The sequence below is a fragment of the Kribbella sp. NPDC058693 genome (genome assembly GCF_042715335.1).
Lineage (GTDB): Bacteria > Actinomycetota > Actinomycetes > Propionibacteriales > Kribbellaceae > Kribbella > Kribbella jiaozuonensis.
Genome location: NZ_JBHXSQ010000006.1, coordinates 349,258 through 369,206 on the forward strand (window position 1 = coordinate 349,258; position 19,949 = coordinate 369,206).

Sequence of the window (19,949 nt, forward strand, 5' to 3'; positions counted from 1 at the left end):
ACTGACGTGGAGCCCACCAACCCAACCAAGCTCACCCGCGACTTGCGGGACGTCTTTCTCAAGTACTTCGACACCGCCTTCTGGCTCGACGACGAGGCGGTGATGGACGAACGCAGGACGTTGCTGAAGGCCCCGGGTGCGCTGATCGGCGATCTGATGATCGAGCCCGTGATGCCGTACGCCAACACTCATCCGCTCAAGGACGTAGCTCACAGAGCCGGCATCGACGCCGACGTTGCCCGGCTTGTCGGCGAGGCTGTTTTCCCAGGCGCACCACGGTCGGATCTACGACTCCGCGAGCATCAGGCACAGTCCATCGAGCACAGCTTCAGATCAGAAGTGAGCGAGGGACGCAATGTCATCGTCACGTCGGGTACTGGTTCTGGGAAGACTGAGTCGTTTCTGCTGCCAGTCCTGATGAGGATCATGCAGGAGGCGGCCGAGTGGCCTGCGCAGCCGGGAGCCGACTGGTGGTGGTCGTCCGCGTCGCCGGAATGGCGGCCGATGCGTCATGGCGAGACGCGCGACTCCGCCATCCGCACCCTGATTCTCTATCCCACAAATGCACTGGTCGAAGATCAGATGACGCGACTGCGTCGTGCCGTGCGCGCCTTACGTCAGTCAACGCCGCGCACGCCCATCTGGTTCGGCCGCTATACGGGTAGCACAACGGGATCCGGCCGACGGCCTCAGCGAAGGGCGATGGGCGAAGCAGCAGCAGAGCTCAAGGCGCTGGAACAAGACATAGCGGGACTGCGGAAATCGAACGCCGACGCGCGCGGTGACCGTCCGGACGCCTTCGCCCCAAATCAGGCGCTAGACCTCGACCAGTTCCAGGACCCACGATCCGGTGAAATGCTCACGCGCTGGGACATGATCGCGGCCCCGCCAGACATCATGGTTACGAACTACTCGATGCTGAACTCGATCATGATGCGGCAGTTCGAGGAACCAATGTTCGAGAAGACGGCAGCGTGGCTAGCGAAGCCGACGAGTGTCTTCACACTCGTGGTCGACGAGCTTCACCTTTATCGTGGTACCCAGGGCAGCGAGGTCGCGATGATCATTCGCTCGCTCCTGCGCCGCCTAGGCATCGCTCCTGATTCGCCGAAGCTGCGGATCATTGGTACATCTGCTTCGCTCAACGAGTCGTCTCGCAGCATGGACTACCTGGAGCAGTTCTTCGGAGTCGACCGGACGAGCTTCGCGATTTGCCCGGGGCGCCCGCTGGAATTGCAGGCTCCAGCCGAGGTGACACGAAACGACGTACAGGCGGCGCGCAGGTCTGCTGCCGATCTGTCGCGTGCAGTGGCGCTTGCCTGCCAGGATCCGAAGGAGGAGCGGCTCCGGGCGACATCGATTACCGACCTCGCTGACCGGCTGTTCCCACACGAGCCTGACCGTCTCGAACTCATCGACAGTATCTTCACCCAGCTGGCGGTTGCGGAACCGGCGGAAGACGAGGAGCCTCTGATTCCTTTGCGCGCTCATGCCTTCGTACGGATGCCGCGCGGTGTGTGGGCCTGCAGCAATCCTAGGTGCCGTTCGGCTGAGGAGTCGCCGAACGGTATAGGCAGACTGTTCACCACCCCCACGCACAACTGTTCTGACTGCGGCAGCAGGGTGCTCGAGCTCCTGTACTGCTACGAATGCGGTGACATCAGCCTCGGCGGCTTTGTCCTCCAGCAGGAGGAGTCGCAGGTTGCCCTTGCCGCTGGACCGGTGGTGGAGAATCAGAGCGGCAAACAGGTCTTCCTGCGCTCGTCGGCAGAGTTCGTGTGGTATCGCCCGGGCCTTGTTGACCTGGGCAAGGAATGGTCACACGGTGGCATCAAGCTGGCGTTTGCGACAGCATCGTGGAATCCGGCGCTCGGAGTGCTATCGATGCAGCCACAGAGCGAGCCTACTGGGATGGCGTTGAGTATCTCAGGGGCGAAGGCCGGCGACCGGATCCCGGCATTGCCGACGCGGTGCCCAAGTTGCGGCTATGCAGCCCCTCAGCAGCAAGCAGGCTCCTTCACTAGCGGGCACGTCAACTCTCCAATACGCGCACACACAACGGGCCCTGCCGCCGCGACTCAGCTCTATCTATCGCAACTCGTCCGATCGCTGGCCAATGGGCTCGACGGACGTGCGTCAGTCGCTGATGCGAAGACCATCGTCTTCACCGACGGCCGAGACGACGCGGCCCGAACCGCGGCCGGCGTTGCGAGGAATCATTACAGGGACTTGGTGCGCCAGGTACTCCGCCAACAAGTCCAGGAAGCGCCGGATCCTATTTCTCGGTTGAGAGATCTGGACATGGCAGAGGTCACCGCCAGAGAGTTTGGCCCCGCGAAGGTGGCCTTGATGAGCCGGGATCTTGGGTTACCGCTCATCCCTGAGCAGGAGCAGGCATTGCACGACACACTCGTCAGGTTGGCCAGCGAGCGCTCGGTCGCATTGCCACAGCTCTACGGCCGCATCCGAGACGCCATGGTCCGGCTCGGCGCCAACCCTGGAGGCCCTAACCCGTGGAACCGTTATTTGGAGGATCGCCTCGACGGCACGACCCCCTGGTACCGCGCATTCGCCTCTCCTGTCAGTGGCGCATGGCCCGAGCCGCCGCTGACCCAGGGGCAGGAAAGGCTCATGGAGGATCTGCGTGAAGCCGTGATGGAGGCGACGTTCGACCGTGCCCGCCGTGACCTTGAGTCGGTCCAGATCGCACGGATGGCCATCGAAGGACTCCCTCCAGTTGACGGAGTCCTGAACGAGGAGGAGCAGGCCCAGCTCGTGGGCTCCGTGGTGCGCATCCTTGGGACGCTCAGCCGATATGAGGGCAGTCGCCGGGGTGGTGTCCAGAGCACTGCAGTTATGCCCGCACCCGTCGCGAGGTACGTCGATAAGGTTGCAACGAATCGTGGGATCTCAGCCGGTGCAGTCACTGCGCAGCTGCAGGAGCTTCTCGCAACTAGTGCCGGCAGCAGAGCAGTCAGTGGCTGGTTGCTACGCTCGTCCGCCATTGACTCCACGCTCGTTTTGCTGCCGCGGGGAGACGAGTGCTGGCGATGCCGCAATTGCAACTATGTCCACCTGCAGGCCAGCGTCGGCGTGTGTAGCAACCGTCAGTGTTTCTCAGTCGGACTTCAACCGGAACCGGTAGACGACAAAGACTTCGACGATTACTACGCCTGGTTGGCGCATCAGCGTCCTCGCCGCCTATCGATCGCCGAGCTCACAGGGCAGACCAAGCCGTTGTCCGCACAACGCGATCGCCAGCGCTGGTTCAAGGGTGCGTTCTCCCTGAACGAAAGCGCTCTCGCCGACGAACTGGACGCCCTTTCAGTGACCACGACAATGGAGGTCGGCGTTGATATCGGATCTTTACGCGCGACGATGATGGCGAACATGCCGCCGCAGCGGTTCAACTACCAGCAGCGAGTCGGCCGCGCAGGCCGATCCGGCAGCAGCTTCAGCTACGCCGTGACCGTGTGCCGGGCCCGCTCGCACGACGAGTACTACTTCCAGCGTGCCGACCGGATGACCGGCGACATCCCACCCCAGCCATTCCTCGATCTCGAGCGGCCGCGAATCGTGCAGCGCGTTGTCGCCGCCGAGTGTCTCCGCGCCGCATTCGCTGGACTGGCAGATCCACCCACCTGGACATCGGATAGCAATCACGGCACGTTCGGCCAGACGACCGAATGGCCGGAGCGCCGAGATGGTGTTGCGTCACAGCTGCGCAACCAGGACCGGGTGCGAGAGGTTGTCAGGCGATTTACGGCATTCACCCGACTCTCGGACGATGCGGCGGCAGCCATCGTGCGTCACATCATTCGCGATCTAGTCACTAGCATCGACGAAGTAGTGGAGGCTGAGACAGGCTCAACAGACACCGAACTAAGCGCAGCGCTCGCCCGATACGGAGTTCTGCCGATGTTCGGGTTCCCGACCCGCGTCCGGAACCTTTGGAACACGAAGATCACCAGCCGGGAGTGGTTGCAGACGAAAGTTGTCTCCGACAGGTCGCTCGACCAAGCAATCTCGATCTTCTCTCCGGGCGCGGAGGTGGTGAAAGACGGTCTCGTGCACACAGTGGCCGGCTTCGCTGCCTACCGTGTCGAGGGTACGGTCGCCAGGGCCGTCGACCCCCTCGGAAACGGCTACCACTTCGGACGGTGCCCGAAGTGTGGGCGAGGTGAGCTTGAGCCTAACGGTTCGGCTTGCCCTGCATGCTTCGAGACTCTCGAGATGCTCACTTTGCACGAGCCACGCGGCTTCCGAACCGACTACAGAGCCAGGCCGTACACGAACGACGGTGACGTGGCGCTTCGGGGCTCTAGTCCGATCCTGACGGTGAAGTCCCAAGCAACGCGTGAGAGACAGTTGCCTAAGGCAGACCTCCACCTTTACGAACAAAGCCGACTTGTCACCGTGAACGACAACTTCGGCCGGGGATTTCAGTTCACCCACGCCCAGGACGGCACAGTGACAGCAGAGCCAGGTTCCGCGGGACAGCCCGCGGTGACGGCAATCGGCGAGATTCGGGTAACCGACGCACTGCTGATTACCCCGCGAAGGCTCGACATCCCAACGGCGGCCGTCGCCCTCCACGATCAGCCCTCGGGCAGGGCCGCTTACACATCATTCGTCGAGATCGTCCGGCGCGGCGCCCAAGTCTTACTCGACATTGACGGAATCGAGCTTGCATCGGGCATCAACCCGATTCGTGTGCCACTTCAGGCCGCCGACGAGCCGAACGCAAAGGCGCAAGTAGCGGCGGCCGTTTATCTAGCCGATACTGCCGAGAACGGCGCCGGGTACGCCACTGAGCTAGGCGACCCGTCGGTGTTCGAGGAGATGCTTCACCGTATCCATGATGATGTCTCGGACCAGTGGGAGAGCCCGCAGCACCGCCTAGTCTGCGACCTCTCCTGCCCAGACTGTCTGCGTGCGTATGACAATTCGCGTCGCCACTCACACCTGGATTGGCGGCTGGCGCTCGACATGCTCGAACTCGTCACCGGCAGACCTCTGACGATCGCAAGATCCCTCCCGTCCGATCCGGTCGAGTTCGATACGGCGGCGAGTGCCTTACAGGGCTCCACAACTGGCGTCATGTGCGACGTCCCATACATAGCCCGCGAGGACAGATGCGTGCTCCTCGCACACCCGCTGTGGCGCCTCGACACCGACTGGCTCACCGAGCAGCAAGCCCGCGCGCATGTAGCCGCGCAGGAGTTGTTCCGCACGGTCGAATGGGAAGACGTCCGCTCTTTCCGGATCAACCCGCTGTCGGTATGGCGCCACCTGAACTGACATCGCGTCCACCACGGCCGGCGGTGGTGGACCACGTCAGCCCTAGCCTGTTGTCGGCCTGGAACCGGTGTCGCCTGCGCGCAGGCTTCGATCTGGATCCGGCAGCCGGGAGCCTAAGGAGAATGGGTCTGCGAGCGGCGGTCGGGATCGTTGCGCATGCTGTGCTCGCGCGACGGTTCGCGACACATGAGGAGGTCGCCGATGCGTGGGCCGCCGAAAGCTCGCGAGCGTACGCGCTCCTGGCGCAAGCATGGGCCCCTGCGTCGCCGCCAGCTCCACAGAATTGGCCCGCGTGGGCACTGACCAAACACCAAGTCACCAAGCGTGTCGTCCCCAACAGCACAACCGACTCGGCAGTCGTCACGTCTGCATATGGGAGCTCATTTAGAGCGCCGGAGCGGCTGCCGTTGTCCAGGCAGACCGCACCAGGTCTCCCCTGGCGTGAGCGTTGGCTTGAGGACGGAGTGCTCGGACTGAAGGGCCGACCAGATCTCGTCGAGCGCGCCTCAGGTGTACTCACCGTCGCGGACTTCAAGACTGGGCGGGGCGACTTGACAGACGATCGGAGGGATCAGCTGCTGATCTACGCGGCCCTGGTCCGATCGTCGCTCGGCGAGTTACCTATGCGTGCCGAGATTCGGCATGCAGACGGGAGCGCCCAGGGCTTTGCCATTCGCAGCGAGGCCGTTGACGACGTGGTGCGACGTGCGTCGCACGCTCGTTCCGTGCTGAACGACGCGGCCACCGGCCACCAGGGACTTGAGGCCGCGCCAGGCCCGGAAACGTGCCCCACTTGCCCGTTCCGGGTCGCCTGCAGCCCGTTCCTTCAGACATACCAGCCGGACTGGGTTTGCGGTCAGGTCGTGGTCGGTCGCGTGCTGAGCACCGGCCGGCTCGGCGCCCGGCCCTACATCGACCTCGACGTTGTTGCACCACGCTGGCGGTCCCGGCAGCTTCGCGTCGTCGGCCTCGCACAGGAGACACCGACGAGGGGTGAAATGTTCAGCGTGAGCGACTTTGAAGGAAGCTTAGGGACAGGCTTCGCACGCTGGAATACGCTCTCATGGACCTGGCCACAATGAGCAGATCTGCCCTTAGTCGCCCTGCACGCTGGTCGCTCGCGCATCGAGCCACGCGCGGACGCTTGAAGCATCGGTGTACCCGTGAGCCTTCAAGGCGTCAACGATGTCCTGTCCACAGATCAACACGATTGGATGGTCATCGGTGCGCACTTCTGAGTAAGCCTGCGTCGCGAAGTACGAGGTCGTCACGAACACGCCGAACTCACGATGCCGAATGCGCGAGATGAGGCGAGCAACGTCCCTGACTCCGACAGAAGTGTCGGGACTGTAGCACTTGGCCTCCAGAGCGAAGTCGATCGCAATCGGATCGGACGGCGGTCCAAGCATGTACTTTCCAATCGCATCCCGACCACCGTCACGGCTCGGCCGTGTGACATCGCACTGCCCAGTGGCAGGTGCCACGAGACGCCATAACTCGACAGCCACTGGCTCGAAGTCATGCTCATGGTTCTGGAAGTAGTCACGAATCTCCGCGAGCATCGCTCGTCCAGTGGGATCGTTGGGAACCTGCTGAGCCTTGCTTCTGACACTGGTGGTCGCAGGGGCTTCCATCGGCCGATAGACGCGGCCGTCCACCCACGACTTCCAAGCCGGTGGGCAGTGTTCGCTCTCATATGCCCTGCCGGCCAGCACATCAGTGATCCATTCCCTCGAGATGTGACCTGCATCCAGAACGGTGAAACGCGCGCGGTAGTTCTGAAAACGTTGGCCTCTAGTTGTGCGCCAGATCGCCACAAGGTCGTCATCACTCGACAGCGATTCGGCGCCAGGTACCAGCAAGCCATGGAAAGCCACACTCCGGCCAGGAAACGCTCTGTGGAAGAGCAGGAAGGGTGGAACCTTCCGACGATCACCGGACGTATCGTGGCCTCGCGCGAAAACATCTCGGAGCAACAGATTCCCTGCGCGCTGCGTCTGATGAATCTCACGCCCTGGCTGCCGGTTATCTCCAAAGTACGTGAAGACCCCCGTTTGAGTGTCGAGAACATCAGGCCAGTCAACCTCAGTACCCGAGGTGTAGAGCGCGACGAGGCGGACCGTTCCGGCGCGCGGAGATCCAGCTGGCCTAAAGCCGCCTTGATTGCCGACGGGCAGCAGGCGGGCCAGCGCGTCGTCTGCAGCGTTGCCCGCGGTACCACCGGCATAGACGGCATCAACGATTAGGTCCGCCGACTCGAGGCCGACGAACGGGAAGATGGGACCAGCGCTCACGACCGCAGGCTATCGCGCGGCCGGATCGACAGCTTGGTCGAGCGCCGATCCGCTTTGCTCCGGCACAACTACGCCGACACGCTTGAAGTGGTCCGCAGTCGAGTCGTGCCCCGGGACCCTCTATCGTCGTGTGGCGTGAGCGATGCCCTGCTGCCTGACATGCCGTTCAGCGAGCCAGCCCCTGACGCTGCACGGGACGAAGTCGTGTCTGCTTTGATCGCTGCGGATCCAGACGGGACCCGCACAGCAGCAGTCTTTCGGTCGACCTTCGATCAACTCTACGACGGTCAGCACACCGGACGCTTTCGCTGGGACCAGCTATACAAGACCGAGAAGACGCATTTTGGCACTCTGTTTGAGATCAACATGCGCCGGGCCTTCGACGATGTGATCGACGATACCGATGACTCTCATCTGCTCGACTATCGGATCCGCGGGCATGACGTCGACTGCAAGTACTCGCAGCGTCTTGGCGGATGGATGCTGCCACCCGAATGTTTTGGCCAGCTTTTGCTGGTAGCGACTGCAGATGACATGCGAGGAACCTGGAACCTCGGAGTGGTCCGGGCCAGCGACGAGAATCGCAACAAGGGCAGCAACCGTGACGCTAAGGCAAGTTTGAGCTCGCGTGGTCGCAACCAGATCGCATGGCTTCATATAGAAGCCAGCCTCCCGCCAAACATCCTCCTGAGCCTCGACCCCGTCACTCTTCATGCCGTCCTCGCCCCGAAGAAGGGACAGGCTCGAGTTACCGAACTCTTGAGACGAGTCACCGAGCGCCGCATCGGGCGCAACACGATCGCGACACTGGCCCAGCAGGACGACTACATGGCACGCATCAGAGACAACGGCCACGGGGCGCGAACAGTTCTCAGAGCGGAGGGCTACCTGATCCCGGGCGGCGACTACGAAGCGCATCGACGCGTCGCTCGACAGCTCGGAGCGAACGTACCTGGGCCAGGCGAGATCGTTAGCCTGCGTGTCGTTCCCACCGATGAAGGCAACCCGTGGACAGTACAGCTCGAGGGCCGATCGTGGAGGCTGGCCAAGGAAGGTGAGCCCTGTCCAGAGCCCGCTCCAAAGCTCCCAAGTACCCGGAGCGCGACGAGCGCACCCTCGGAGAGCCTCCAACCTGAGTTGCCGAAATGACGAGCGAACACCACCGGGCACAGCTGAACGACTCTCGACTTGAGGCGGGGGCCAAAGAACCACGTTCGTATGGCGAGACTCCGACGACTCCGGGTCGCTCACGCAATATGCAGGCGATCCGTCGAACCAACACCAAGCCCGAGGTCGAACTGCGGTCCGCCTTGCATAGGGATGGGTTCCGCTTTCGCAAGGACCTCAATATCCATACCTCGACGCGACGGGTGCGACCCGACATTGTCTTCACTGCACGCAAGGTCGCTGTCTTCGTCGATGGATGCTTCTGGCACTGCTGCCCTGAGCATGGACGTCAGCCGACGGTGAACTCGGGTTACTGGTCGCCTAAGCTGCAGCGCAACGTGGAGCGAGACAGACTAGCTGACACTGCCCTGGAGACCGACGGCTGGACTGTCGTCCGGATCTGGGAACACGAGCATCTCAACGAGGCAATCAGCAAAGTGACCGCAGTGCTCAGGCAAACGGAGCCTTAGCTGACCTTCGAGCGCATCTGGGCTAGGTACTCATGGCGGATGTGGTCATCCTGACCGATGAATGCCCGGAAGGTTCCGAGCTTGTACGTCGCCTCGCCGGCCTCCGACTCGCCTTCGTGCATGTCGAAATCGCGCGTCAGATGCTTGAGCTGAATCTTGATCTCCTCACGAGCGAGCGAGCCATCGATTTGCTCATAGATCTCCTCGATCGTGAGTGGTGCATCGGCTGCGCGCAGAACTCGGTAGACCTCGTTGTGAGTTGCTGTCTCCGTTTGAAGGCGCGGCTCGCCTTCGTGGTTCAGTGCGGCGACAATCTGACGGCCGATCGCTCTTGCGACGGGGGGCGGGAAGGCGTTGCCAATCTGGCGATACTTCGAGGTCTTGCGGCCGGCGAATTTCCACTTGTCGTCCCAGCCTTGCAGACGGGCAACCATCTCGACCGTCAGCTTTGGGTTGTGCCCCTTCGGCGTACCAGCAGATGGAGCCTCGTCAGCGACTCCCAGTCCGTCGACGCCCATTTCCGCCCAGGCACGCTTGGCCCGCGTTGGCCCTAGGTCCGCGCCACCATGCTTCTTCGATCCGCCCACGATCGTGGGCGCGATTCGATCGGCGCGGCTTGCCCAGTGTTTGGCATGCTTCCAGCCGTTCTCGGCCATGAGGTCGACAAGCTCTTCACCAACGGTGCGCTGGACAGGCGTCGCCTCCGGCCAGCTGAAGTAAGGAGCGTCTTCCTTGCTCAGTGCCACCAGCACGAATCGGGGACGTAGCTGCGGAACTCCGAAATCAGAGGCCTGAAGCAGGCGCCAGTCCGCGACGTATCCCAGCTCACTGAGGCGATCGAGTACGTGCTGCCTGTAGGCCGAGAACCTTGGCGCAGACAGTCCTCGAACGTTTTCGAGCATGAGTGCCCGCGGGCGCATGATGCCGCAGAGCTCGACTGCCCAAGCGAAGAGATCGCGCTCGTCGTTCGCACCAAGCTGCTTGCCAGCGATGGAGAACGGTGGGCAGGGAACGCCACCTGCCAGGAGGTCTATGTTTCTGAACTCCGCCGGGTCCCAGACTTCTGGATCGGCGACATCGCCTACACGTACGTCCCAATCTGGCCGATTGAGCTCCAGGGTCGCCGCCGCCATGGGATCGAGCTCAACCGCCAACGCGTGCTCAAACCCAGCCAGCTCGAGTCCGAGAGCCTGACCGCCGGCTCCAGCGCAGATCTCTACTACCCGGAGTGAACTCACGAGACCTCCCCCGCAGATCGAACATTTGTTCGAGTGTAGAGACGTGCGTCAGACCCGGTCAAATCCACCGAGAGGACTGCAGCGCGTGCCTGAGCGGCATCGACGCATCTCTGACCCCGGGCCTGACACCGCATCGTCTCGGCGTGTCTCATGCGTCAACTTCCGCTCAGCCGGGGGATCGAACAGGCAGAGCTTAGCCTCCACGCATCGTGAGACGTAGGACGCCCGCCGGCACACAGCACGACTACTTTCCGATCATGGCTAGCGCACGATCGGCCATCGCCACGAATGGCGCGATCTCACTGGCAAGAGCTTCAGCACGTCGCGCTGGCGAGGTGCCGACCTGACGGGATCGATCTGCTTGCACATCCAGGTGCGCCAGACGGCGGGGCAGTCGATTCGCGCGGTAGCGCGCAAGGTCCGGCGGCAGCCGGAAGGGATGCTTCGGGCGATGAGCCCGGGGGTGGGTGGGGCGGCGCGGAGCACGGCGACGAAGGAGTCGCGCGTAGCACCGCGATGGGCCGACTCTCTCCTACCAAAGTCAGCGCGTGAGGTCTGCTGTGAATTGGTAGGCGTCGCCTCTGTAGTGGTTGGTGCCGGAGAGGAGGGGGGTGGTGTCTTGGGTGTAGGCGATTTCGGTGGCTACCAGGATGGCTGCGGCGGGAGCCAGGTTGAGGAGGGTGGCGAGGGTTTCGGTGGCGTTTTGGGCTTGGACTGTGTAGCGGGAGTAGGCGAATTCGATGCCGTGGGTGGAGAAGAGTTCGTAGAGGGAGGCGTCGGTCAGGTCGGTGCCGGGTAGCCAGGGGGCTACGGCCAAGGGGATGACGAGGTCTTCGACGGTTACGGGGCGGCCGTCCATGCCGCGGAGGCGGCGGATGGCGGTGACGGGGGCGGTGGGGGCGAGGTGGAGGCGGTGGGCCTCGTCGAGGGTGGCGGGGCGTTCTCGGTGGTCGAGGATTTCCGAGGTGGGGCGGAAGCCGAGCTCGTGGGCCATCTCGGTGAAGGACTGGAGCCGGCTCGGGGGTTCGCGCAGTACGAGGTCGCGGACGTACCAGCCGCGTTGGGGCGATGGGGCGATCAGGCCGTCGTCGGAGGCTGCCTGGAAGCCGGCGCGGACGGTCATCCGGCTGAGCCCGGTCTCCAGGGCGAACTGACGTTCGCTCGGCAGGCGGCTGCCGCTGGGGTACTTCCCGCGGACGATCCCCTCGCGGATCCGTTTCTTGACGCGCTCAACGGCGGGCTCAGTCACGGCGGTCACTATACCAGTTTCACGAGTCAAGCCAGGCACAATCCCAAACTGGTTCACACTGGCATAACTGGTTTCAGCGTCGTAAGGTGGCCGGAAGTCACAGACGAAGGAGTCACGATGGTCAGCAGGCGGAACGTGTTGAAGTCGGGGGCCGCGCTCGGACTGTTCACGCTGGCCGGATGCGCGCCGAAGGGTACGAAAGCGAGCAGCGCACCGACCACACCCGCCAAGTCGATCGACGTCGCCAAAGCCGGCGCGGTGACGCTGACGATGCTCGACTTCTGGGGCGGCGACGCCGCCAGCTGGGTCGCCAGCGCGGTGAAGGGCTTCCAGGCGAAGTACCCGAACGTCACGATCAAGCGCACGTCGGTCGACTGGGGTCAGCTGACGCAGACGGCCAACCTGCGGTTGAAGGAGAAGAACCCGCCGGACATCATCACGGTCAACAACGGCTGGCAGTCGCTGGGCACACTGTCGAAGGCGGGCCTGGTGCTCAACCTGGACGGGTACTCGAAGTCCTTCGGCTGGGACAAGTTCCCGAGCACCATCCTGCGCCAGACGCAGTTCACGACCGACGGCGCGGAGATGGGCAGCGGATCGTTGTTCGCCACCCCCGTCGCCAGCTCGTCGCTGATCGGCCTCTACTACAACAAGACAGTCCTCGACAAAGCAGGCGCCAAGCCGCCGACCGATCTCGCATCCTTCGAGGACGCGTGCACGAAGGCCAAAGCCGCAGGCCTCATCCCGATCGGCTACGGGTCGCAGGACAAGGGCTCCTCGACGGCGATTCTTCTTGCCCTGCAGGACCTTTTCGGCGATCAGAAGAAGATCAACGACTTCGTCTACTCGACCGGCTCGGTGAAAGCCGACGAGATCGGAATGTCCGAGGCCGCCGAGCATCTCAAGTCGTACCAGGACAAGGGCTGGCTCACGCCGAACCATGCCGGCATCCAGTACGCCGACGCGATCGACGCGTTCCTCAAAGGCAAATCCGCCTTCCGCTTCGAGTACACGGGAACCCTTGCCTTCAAGGGAAATCAGAAGCAGGAGTACGGCTACGTCCAACTCCCCCAGGCCACCGGCGGAAAGGTCGTCGGTACGGGCGCCTCCACCGCCGTCGCGCTCGGATCCAAATGCGCGCACCCCGACGTAGCAGCCGCGTTCCTCGATTTCCTCGCCGGACCGCAAACCGCGCAGTACGTCGTCGAAGCCGGTCTCCTGCCGTTGCTGAATGACGTCAAGGCGCCCGCGGACAACCCCGAGTTCGGCACCGAGATCACGGGCCAACGGTCGCTCGACAAGGACAACGGCTACGTCCCGTACTTCGACTGGTCGACGCCCTCGATGCTCGACACGCTCGGCGGTCAGGTCCAACTGCTGCTGGCCGGCCGGAGTACCCCGGCGGAGCTGGTCAAGGCGGTGCAGGCCGACTACGACAAATTCCAGGCCGCCCGATGAGCGTTCTAGCGATCGGTCGCACCAAAACCAGAACCCGAACCGTGTCGCGACAAGCCCGCAAACGGCGCTGGATGGGCCTGCTCTTCCTCTCCCCCGCGCTCCTGCTGTACGTCGTGATCGTGCTCGTGCCGCTGCTCCAAACGGTCAACTACTCGTTCTACAAATGGGACGGCGTCAGCGAACCGACGTGGGTCGGATTGCGCAACTACTTCGAATTCGGACGCGATCCGAGGATGTACGCCGCCTTCGGGCACGTCCTCGTCCTGATTCTGATGTTCGGCCTGATCCCGCTCGGTCTCGGCCTGATCAGCGCCGCGCTCCTCAGCAGAGCGAAGATCCGCGGCGAGGGCATCTACCGCTGGTTCCTGTTCCTGCCGCAGGTGCTGACGAGCGTCGTCGTGGCGATCATATGGAAGCGCATCTACGCGCCGGACGGCCCGCTGAACAGCATCTTGCGCGGCGTCGGACTCGGACACCTGACCCGCAACTGGCTCGGCGACTTCACCTGGGCGCTGCCGTCGCTCGGCATGATCGGTGTCTGGGGCGGTTTCGGATTCACCATGGTGCTGTTCCTGGCCGGCATTCTCGCGATTCCGGATGAGCTGTACGAGGCCGCGCGATTGGACGGATCGACGCGATGGCAGGAGTTCTGGCTGATCACGTTGCCCAGCCTGCGCGGGCAAATGGCAATCGCCCTCACTCTGACCATCACCGGCGCGCTCAGGACGTTCGACATGGTCTACATCACCACACAGGGCGGACCCGGTACGGCGACGACAACCCCGGCGCTTCTCCTTTACCAGTTGGCATTCGTCAATCCCGATGTCGGTAGGGCATCCGCGACCGGCGTCGTGCTGGCTGTGTTGTGTCTCGCGATCGCGGTCGGCATCACGAGGATCATGGAGAACAAAGACCGATGATCTCCAGATTCGAACGCGTCTCGAACTACGTCATCGTCATCGCGCTGACGGTCGGAGTGCTGTTCCCAGTCGCGTGGTTCGTCCTCACCTCACTCAGCCCCAACACCTCAGGCGCACTCGATTTCTCCAACATCGCGTGGAGCAACTTCAGCGCGGCCTGGCACGACGGGAATCTCGCGCACTCGATGTACGCGTCCCTGGTCATCACCGTGTCCGCGGTCGTCGGGCAAACCGTGCTGGCGATCCTTTCCGGGTACGCATTCGGCGTCCTCGGCGTAGTCGGCGAACGCTTCCTCTTCCCGGTCATCCTGCTCGGAATGATGGTCTCGACCGAAGTGATCGTCATCCCGCTGTACTACGAATTCCAGAGCATCGGCTTGACCAACTCTTGGCTCGGCCTCGTCATCATCCAACTCGGAATGGGCGTGCCGTTCGGAACGTATTGGATGCGAGCGACGTTCAGATCGCTCCCCCGGTCGGTGATGGATTCCGCCGCCGTCGACGGTGCGGGAGTCTGGAGCACTTTGTGGCGCATTCTCGTCCCGATGGCGCGTCCCGCCGTACTCACCTTGGTCCTGCTTTCGTTCATGTGGACCTGGAACGACTTCTTCCTTTCCCTTATTTTCCTGGGCGATCCGGACAAGCAGACCGCGACCGTTGCCCTGGGCGCCTTCCAGGGACGGCATGTACTGCAGGTCAATCTGATGGCGGCCGGATCGCTGATCGTCTCGCTGCCGGTTGTGGCTCTCTACCTGTTCTTCCAGCGCGAATTCATCAGCGGCGTCATGGCCGGCGCGGTCAAGGAGTGACGTGACAACGCCTATCACTGTGGTACCCGACGCTGCTCGGCTCGGCGAGGCGGTAGCGCAACGGATTCTCGAGCAACTGACGACAGGCAGCGCCATCGTCGGCTTCCCCGCCGGCCGCAGCGCCACTCCCGTCGCAGCTGCCCTCAAAGAATCCGGAGCCAGCCTGGACGGCCTTCAGATCGTGATGATGGACGAGTACGTCACCAGGCAGGGCAGCCGCTGGGAGCTGCTGGACCCGCACGCGCCGCACAGCTGCATCGGCTGGGCCGAACGGAACCTGCTTGGCCCCCTCGGCCTTGGTCCGACCAGTCTCCTCACCCCGGACCCCAACAAGCCCGAAGCCTTCAAGCAGGAGATCCTCGACCGCGGCGGCATCGACCTCTTCCTGCTTGCCAGCGGTCAAGGAGACGGTCACGTCGCTCTCAACGGCCCCGGTACGCCGCGCCACGCGCCCACCCGGGTCGTCGAGCTACCCGAGTCGACCCGCCGCGACAACGTGTCCACCTTCCCCAATCTGCAGTCCCCCGCCGAGGTTCCGTCGTACGGCGTCACGATCGGTACTGCGGAACTCGTCGAGCTCTCGCACTCCGCGGTGATGCTGCTCTGGGGTGAGAACAAGGCGTACGCCTTCGACCGCATCACGCAGGCCGACCAGTACGACCCGTTGTGGCCGGCAACCATCGTGCACGACTGCCGCAACGCCCTCATCTACGCGGACGAAGCAGCCGCACAAAAGACAGAACGAGAAGGAGTCTCCTAGACATGGCTCGAATCAAGATGGCCTACATCGGCGGCGGATCGTCCCGAGCGGCCGGCACCATGGCGTCGTTCTTGTGGCACGGGCCGGAGTTCGCGGGCTCGGAAGTCGTGCTGATCGACAAGGACCCGGAGCGGCTGGAGATCGTTCGCCGGATCGCGGAGAAGCTCGCGGCCCAGGGCGGTGACAACATCACCGTCACCGCGACGACGGACCAGCGTGCTGGTCTGACCGACGTCGACGCCGTACTGACGAGCTTCCGGCCCGGCAACTTCGACGCGCGGGCGCTGGACGAACGCATTCCGATCAAGCACGGCGTGATCGGGCAGGAGACGCAGGGGCCTGGCGGGTTCTTCATGGCGCTGCGCTCGATCAACGACATGCGCGGCATCACCGACGACCTGCAGGCGGTCGCCCCGAACGCGGTGATCTTCAACTACACCAACCCGGTCAACATCGTCTCGCAGGCGGTCTCGAGCTACACCTCGGTCCCGATCTACTCGATGTGCGAGGGCCCGCTCGTGTTCCCGCCCGTCGTACTGCGGGCCGCCGGCCTCGACCCCGAGCGGGCCAAGGTCACGATGGCCGGCGTGAACCACAACTGCTGGAGCTACGAGCATCTGTACGACGGCAAGGACGTCATGCCGCTGCTCGAGGCCGCGTGGGAAGAGCGCAAGGACGACCCGACGCTCGACGACAACTCGAAGCGCGCGCTGCATCTGGCCGTGGTCATGCAGTCGATCCCGTCGGACTACTTCAACTACTACTACTTCCGGAACGAGGTGTTCCGGGCGCAGCAGGCCGCGCCGCGGACCCGGTCGGAAGTGATCATGAACGAGGTTCCTGGGTACTGGGAGCACTACCGCGAGCAGGCCGAGGCCAGTCACCCCGAGCTCGATCCGGCCCGGTCGCGCGGCGGGATCCACGAGCTGGAGTTGGCGATCGACGTGATGAGTGCCTACTACAACGACACGGGCGCACGCCTGCCCGTCAACCTGCCGAACGCGGACGGCGCGCTGCCCGGTTTCGACGCGGAGACTGTCGTCGAGGTGTACTGCGACGTGAACCGCAAGGGTTGTCACATCGAGCCGCAACAAGCTCTGCCGCTTGCTGTTCGGGGCATCACGCGGCAGCTCGCCGACTACCAGATGCTCGCGGCGAAGGCTGCCTGGGAGGGCAACCGCGCCGACGCGATCCGGGCGCTGATCGCGAATCCGCTCGTGCCCGACCTGGCGATTGCTGAGCCGTTGTACGACGAGATGGCCGCCGCGCACTCGGCGTACCTGCCGGAGAGACTCCTGCGGTGAGAGACGTCTTCCTCGCCGTCGACGCCGGGAACACCAAGACGTGGGCTGGTCTGACCACCGCTGATGGCGACCTGATCGCCCTGGCCCGCGGCGGTGTTGGCGACATCTACGCACCCGCGGGGCCAGAGGCGGCCAGGTCGGTTGTCCTCGGCCTCGTCGGCGAGGTGCTCGAGGCTGCAGACCTCAAGCCGTCCGAGGTCAAGCACGCGGCGTTCCGGTTGGCGGGCGTGGACTGGCCGGCGGACGAGCAGTTCTGGGCTGCGGCCCTGCAGCCGCTCTTCAAACAGCTCAGCATCAAGAACGACGGTTTCGCGCTCATCCGGTGCGGCAGGCTGGATGGGCAGGGCATTTCGGTCGTGCTCGGTACGGGCGCGGCGCTCGCGGGCCGAGGGCCGGAGAAGGAATTGGCGCTGTCGTGGTGGCTGCAGCATCCCCTCGGCGCAGCCGGTCTGGTCAGCGAGGCGCTGCGCGCGGTGTATCTGGCTGAGCTCGGGATGGGTGAGTCGACGAAGCTCGCCGCCGTACTCCCGCCGTTGGTCGGTGCGTCCACGCCGGAGGAGATGCTCGAGCTCACGACGGCGCGCGGCAACGCGTTCAGCTTCGCGGCTCAGGCGTCGCATGCTCCCGCCGTACTGGCGCTCATCGACGACGACCCGGTCGTGGCCGGGTTGGTCGATACGCAGGCGGAGCGACTCACGGAGTACATCGGCAGTCTCGCGCGGACCTGTGGACTGGTCAGACCAGTGACCGTAGTAGTCGGAGGTGGCCTGGTACCGGAACCGGAGGCGCCGATGTTCGCCGCGCTTCGCCGTAGGTGTGAAGGTGTCGACCTTCAGCACGCCCAGGCGCCGGCGCTCGTCGGGGCGTTGCTCGATGCGATCGCCGAAGGTGGCGCGACGCCGACCGAAATGGTCCGCGCCAGGCTGACTCAGAAGCTCAGCTGATGGGACTGTCCTGATTCTTTTGTTGGAAGAGTTGGCCGCGGCGAGCAAGGGTGGTGGGTATGGACTTCACTCATCTTGGGCGTACTGGGTTGTCGGTTAGTCGGATCGTGCTGGGGACGATGAACTTCGGTCCTCACACCGAGGTGGGGGACGCGCACGCGATCATGGACGCGGCGCATGACAAGGGCATCAACTTCTTCGATACCGCGAACGGGTACGGGCGGGCCATCTACCCGGGGCGGACCGAGGAGATCATCGGCGAGTGGTTCGCCAAGGACCCGGCGAACCGGCACAAGACCGTGCTGGCGACCAAGGTGTACGGCGACATGGGCGACGGCTGGCCGAACGAGGGCAAGCTGTCCGCGCTGAACATCCGCCGTGCACTCGACGCGTCGCTGAAGCGGCTGCAGACGGACTACATCGACCTGTACCAGTTCCACCACGTCGACCGTGCGACGCCGTGGGACGAGATCTGGCAGGCGATCGAGGTCGCGATCCAGCAGGGCAAGATCCTGTACGCCGGATCCAGCAACTTCGCCGGCTGGCACATCGCGCAGGCGCAGGACGCGGCCGCGCGCCGCAACTACATCGGCCTGGTCAGCGAGCAGTCGATCTACAACCTGCTCGTCCGCGACGTCGAGCGCGAGGTGCTCCCGGCCGCGCAGTACTACGGCCTCGGCGTGATCCCGTGGTCGCCGCTGCAGGGCGGTCTGCTCGGCGGCGTCGTACGCAAGGAGAACGAGGGCGTCCGCCGGCTCGAGGGCCGGGCCAAGGAGACGCTCGAGCGCCTGCGTCCGCAGATCGAGCAGTACGAGGCGTTCGCGGACGAGCTCGGCCACGAGCCAGGCGAGGTCGCCCTCGCCTGGCTCCTCCACCAGCCCGCCGTCACCGGCCCGATCGTCGGCCCGCGCACGATGGAGCAGCTCGAGTCCGCCGTACGCGCAGTAGACATCAAGCTCGACGAGAAGGCCCTGAACCGCCTCGACGAGATCTTCCCCGGCTACAAGACCTCCCCCGAGGACTACGCCTGGTAAGACCCGTCAAAACAGCCGGCCGCCCACCAGCGGCCGGCTGTTTTATGCGTGGACGGCGGTGGTGGGGAGCATGCCGATGAGGGCGTCGGCGGCGAGGGAGGCGGCGGGGCCGGTGGGGACGGCTACGGAGACTTGCCAGGCGGAGGCGGCGCCGGGGGCCAGGGAGACGGTGACGTGGTCGCCGTGTTTGGCGGCGATGCGTTCGGGGACGAGGGCCACGCCCAGGTCGTAGGCGACGAGAGCCAGGAGCGTGTGTACGTCGTTGACCTCGATCGTGACCGGATGAGCGACGCCGGCCCGGGTGAACGCGCTGTCCGAGATGGCCCGCGCGCCCCAGGTCGGGTCGAAGTCGACGAACGACTCGCCGATCAGGTCGTCCAGCGTGACCCCGGACGCCTTCGCGAGGCGGTGGTCGGGCGCGCAGACGAGCACCATCGACTCGCGCGACAGCGGCCGGAGGTCCAGCCCGTCGACCGGGTCGCCGGCCGTGGCGACGAACGCGACGTCGAGCCGGCCGGAGGCGAGCTCGTCCAGCATCGGCGTGGAGCCGCCCTGGCGGACCTCGATCTCGACGGCCGGGTACGCCGAGCGGAACTTCGCGAGCAACGCCGGTACGTCGACCACCCCGAGGCACTGCTCCAGCCCGACGGTCAGGTGACCGCGCAGTAACCCCTGGACCGCGGCAACAGCATCCTTCGCGGCTTCAGCGGCGGCGAGGGTACGGCGGCCCTCGCACAGCAGCGCCCGACCCGCCTCGGTGAGCTCCACACTCCGGGTGTTCCGGACGAACAGCGACGCCCGCAACTCACGCTCGAGCGCGCGGATCGACGCGGACAGCCCCGACTGCGAGATCGACATCGCCTCGGCGGCCCGGGTGAAGTGTTTCTGCTCAGCCACCGCGACGAAGTGTTCCAAGTGCCTCAGCTCCATGACTAAGAACTGTAGTCGATCGAAAGAAATCGATTCACCTGTCCCACATCTCAGGCGTCCGCGCGTGGAGC

15 protein-coding genes are annotated in these 19,949 nt (G+C 64.3%); 11 read left to right on the forward strand and 4 right to left on the reverse strand.

Annotation, left to right across the window (positions count from 1 at the left end):
- Positions 1 to 6 precede the first annotated feature (6 nt).
- Both ACFWUU_RS38790 and ACFWUU_RS38795 read left to right on the forward strand, forming a co-directional pair.
- Positions 7 to 5,301, forward strand: a complete 5,295-nt coding sequence (locus ACFWUU_RS38790) for a DEAD/DEAH box helicase (protein WP_380183434.1) — start codon at positions 7 to 9, stop codon at positions 5,299 to 5,301.
- Positions 5,283 to 6,383 carry a PD-(D/E)XK nuclease family protein gene (locus ACFWUU_RS38795; RefSeq protein ID WP_380183436.1) on the forward strand — a complete coding sequence of 367 codons (1,101 nt, stop codon included), beginning with the start codon at positions 5,283 to 5,285 and terminating at the stop codon, positions 6,381 to 6,383. The genes ACFWUU_RS38790 and ACFWUU_RS38795 overlap by 19 nt, the downstream gene beginning before the upstream one ends.
- Before the next feature lie 12 nt (positions 6,384 to 6,395).
- On the opposite strand, the gene ACFWUU_RS38800 is transcribed toward ACFWUU_RS38795, so the two are convergent.
- Positions 6,396 to 7,595, reverse strand: a complete 1,200-nt coding sequence (locus ACFWUU_RS38800) for a restriction endonuclease (protein ID WP_380183438.1) — start codon at positions 7,593 to 7,595, stop codon at positions 6,396 to 6,398.
- Between the two features lie 135 nt (positions 7,596 to 7,730).
- Between ACFWUU_RS38800 and ACFWUU_RS38805 the strand changes: the two genes are divergently transcribed.
- Positions 7,731 to 8,744: a NaeI family type II restriction endonuclease gene (locus ACFWUU_RS38805; protein ID WP_380183440.1), complete on the forward strand. Its 1,014-nt coding sequence runs from the start codon at positions 7,731 to 7,733 to the stop codon at positions 8,742 to 8,744.
- Positions 8,741 to 9,232: a very short patch repair endonuclease gene (locus tag ACFWUU_RS38810; RefSeq protein ID WP_380183442.1), complete on the forward strand. Its 492-nt coding sequence runs from the start codon at positions 8,741 to 8,743 to the stop codon at positions 9,230 to 9,232. The genes ACFWUU_RS38805 and ACFWUU_RS38810 overlap by 4 nt, the downstream gene beginning before the upstream one ends.
- Here the strand turns inward: ACFWUU_RS38810 and ACFWUU_RS38815 are convergent.
- Positions 9,229 to 10,470, reverse strand: a complete 1,242-nt coding sequence (locus tag ACFWUU_RS38815) for a DNA cytosine methyltransferase (RefSeq protein WP_380183444.1) — start codon at positions 10,468 to 10,470, stop codon at positions 9,229 to 9,231. The genes ACFWUU_RS38810 and ACFWUU_RS38815 overlap by 4 nt on opposite strands.
- A gap of 541 nt (positions 10,471 to 11,011) precedes the next feature.
- On the reverse strand, positions 11,012 to 11,719 hold the full coding sequence (locus ACFWUU_RS38820) for a GntR family transcriptional regulator (protein WP_380183446.1): 708 nt from the start codon (positions 11,717 to 11,719) through the stop codon (positions 11,012 to 11,014).
- Between the two features lie 117 nt (positions 11,720 to 11,836).
- On the opposite strand from ACFWUU_RS38820, the gene ACFWUU_RS38825 reads away from it, so the two are divergent.
- The 7 genes from ACFWUU_RS38825 to ACFWUU_RS38855 are packed head-to-tail and all read left to right on the forward strand — an operon-like array spanning position 11,837 to position 18,948.
- Positions 11,837 to 13,177 carry an ABC transporter substrate-binding protein gene (locus ACFWUU_RS38825; RefSeq protein WP_380183448.1) on the forward strand — a complete coding sequence of 447 codons (1,341 nt, stop codon included), beginning with the start codon at positions 11,837 to 11,839 and terminating at the stop codon, positions 13,175 to 13,177.
- A 41-nt stretch (positions 13,178 to 13,218) separates the two neighbouring features.
- Entirely contained in the window at positions 13,219 to 14,097 is an 879-nt protein-coding gene (locus ACFWUU_RS38830) for a carbohydrate ABC transporter permease (protein WP_380183450.1), read from the forward strand.
- A complete protein-coding gene (locus ACFWUU_RS38835; RefSeq protein WP_137257774.1) occupies positions 14,094 to 14,906 on the forward strand; it encodes a carbohydrate ABC transporter permease in 813 nt (270 codons plus the stop codon). Before ACFWUU_RS38830 ends, ACFWUU_RS38835 begins: the two co-directional genes overlap by 4 nt.
- Before the next feature lies 1 nt (position 14,907).
- Positions 14,908 to 15,666: a hypothetical protein gene (locus ACFWUU_RS38840; protein ID WP_380183452.1), complete on the forward strand. Its 759-nt coding sequence runs from the start codon at positions 14,908 to 14,910 to the stop codon at positions 15,664 to 15,666.
- 2 nt (positions 15,667 to 15,668) lie between these two features.
- Positions 15,669 to 16,970 (forward strand): glycoside hydrolase, encoded by a 1,302-nt coding sequence (locus ACFWUU_RS38845; RefSeq protein ID WP_380183454.1) that lies wholly within the window; start codon positions 15,669 to 15,671, stop codon positions 16,968 to 16,970.
- The gene (locus ACFWUU_RS38850; RefSeq protein WP_380183456.1) at positions 16,967 to 17,914 is read left to right on the forward strand and encodes a hypothetical protein; all 948 of its coding nucleotides are present in this window, start codon (positions 16,967 to 16,969) and stop codon (positions 17,912 to 17,914) included. The genes ACFWUU_RS38845 and ACFWUU_RS38850 overlap by 4 nt, the downstream gene beginning before the upstream one ends.
- Positions 17,915 to 17,973: 59 nt before the next feature.
- Positions 17,974 to 18,948, forward strand: coding sequence for an aldo/keto reductase (locus ACFWUU_RS38855; protein ID WP_380183458.1), 975 nt, complete (start codon positions 17,974 to 17,976; stop codon positions 18,946 to 18,948).
- A gap of 42 nt (positions 18,949 to 18,990) precedes the next feature.
- On the opposite strand, the gene ACFWUU_RS38860 is transcribed toward ACFWUU_RS38855, so the two are convergent.
- Entirely contained in the window at positions 18,991 to 19,878 is an 888-nt protein-coding gene (locus tag ACFWUU_RS38860) for a LysR family transcriptional regulator (RefSeq protein ID WP_137257779.1), read from the reverse strand.
- Between the last annotated feature and the right edge of the window lie 71 nt (positions 19,879 to 19,949).

What these genes read in the sequence shown, in the direction of transcription:
- ACFWUU_RS38795 (WP_380183436.1), top strand. Translation starts at nt 5,283, where the DNA reads ATGGCGCCACCTGAACTGACATCGCGTCCACCACGGCCGGCGGTGGTG.
- ACFWUU_RS38835 (WP_137257774.1), top strand. Translation starts at nt 14,094, where the DNA reads ATGATCTCCAGATTCGAACGCGTCTCGAACTACGTCATCGTCATCGCG.
- ACFWUU_RS38860 (WP_137257779.1), bottom strand. Translation starts at nt 19,878, where the DNA reads ATGGAGCTGAGGCACTTGGAACACTTCGTCGCGGTGGCTGAGCAGAAA.
- ACFWUU_RS38825 (WP_380183448.1), top strand. Translation starts at nt 11,837, where the DNA reads ATGGTCAGCAGGCGGAACGTGTTGAAGTCGGGGGCCGCGCTCGGACTG.
- ACFWUU_RS38855 (WP_380183458.1), top strand. Translation starts at nt 17,974, where the DNA reads ATGGACTTCACTCATCTTGGGCGTACTGGGTTGTCGGTTAGTCGGATC.
- ACFWUU_RS38845 (WP_380183454.1), top strand. Translation starts at nt 15,669, where the DNA reads ATGGCTCGAATCAAGATGGCCTACATCGGCGGCGGATCGTCCCGAGCG.
- ACFWUU_RS38810 (WP_380183442.1), top strand. Translation starts at nt 8,741, where the DNA reads ATGACGAGCGAACACCACCGGGCACAGCTGAACGACTCTCGACTTGAG.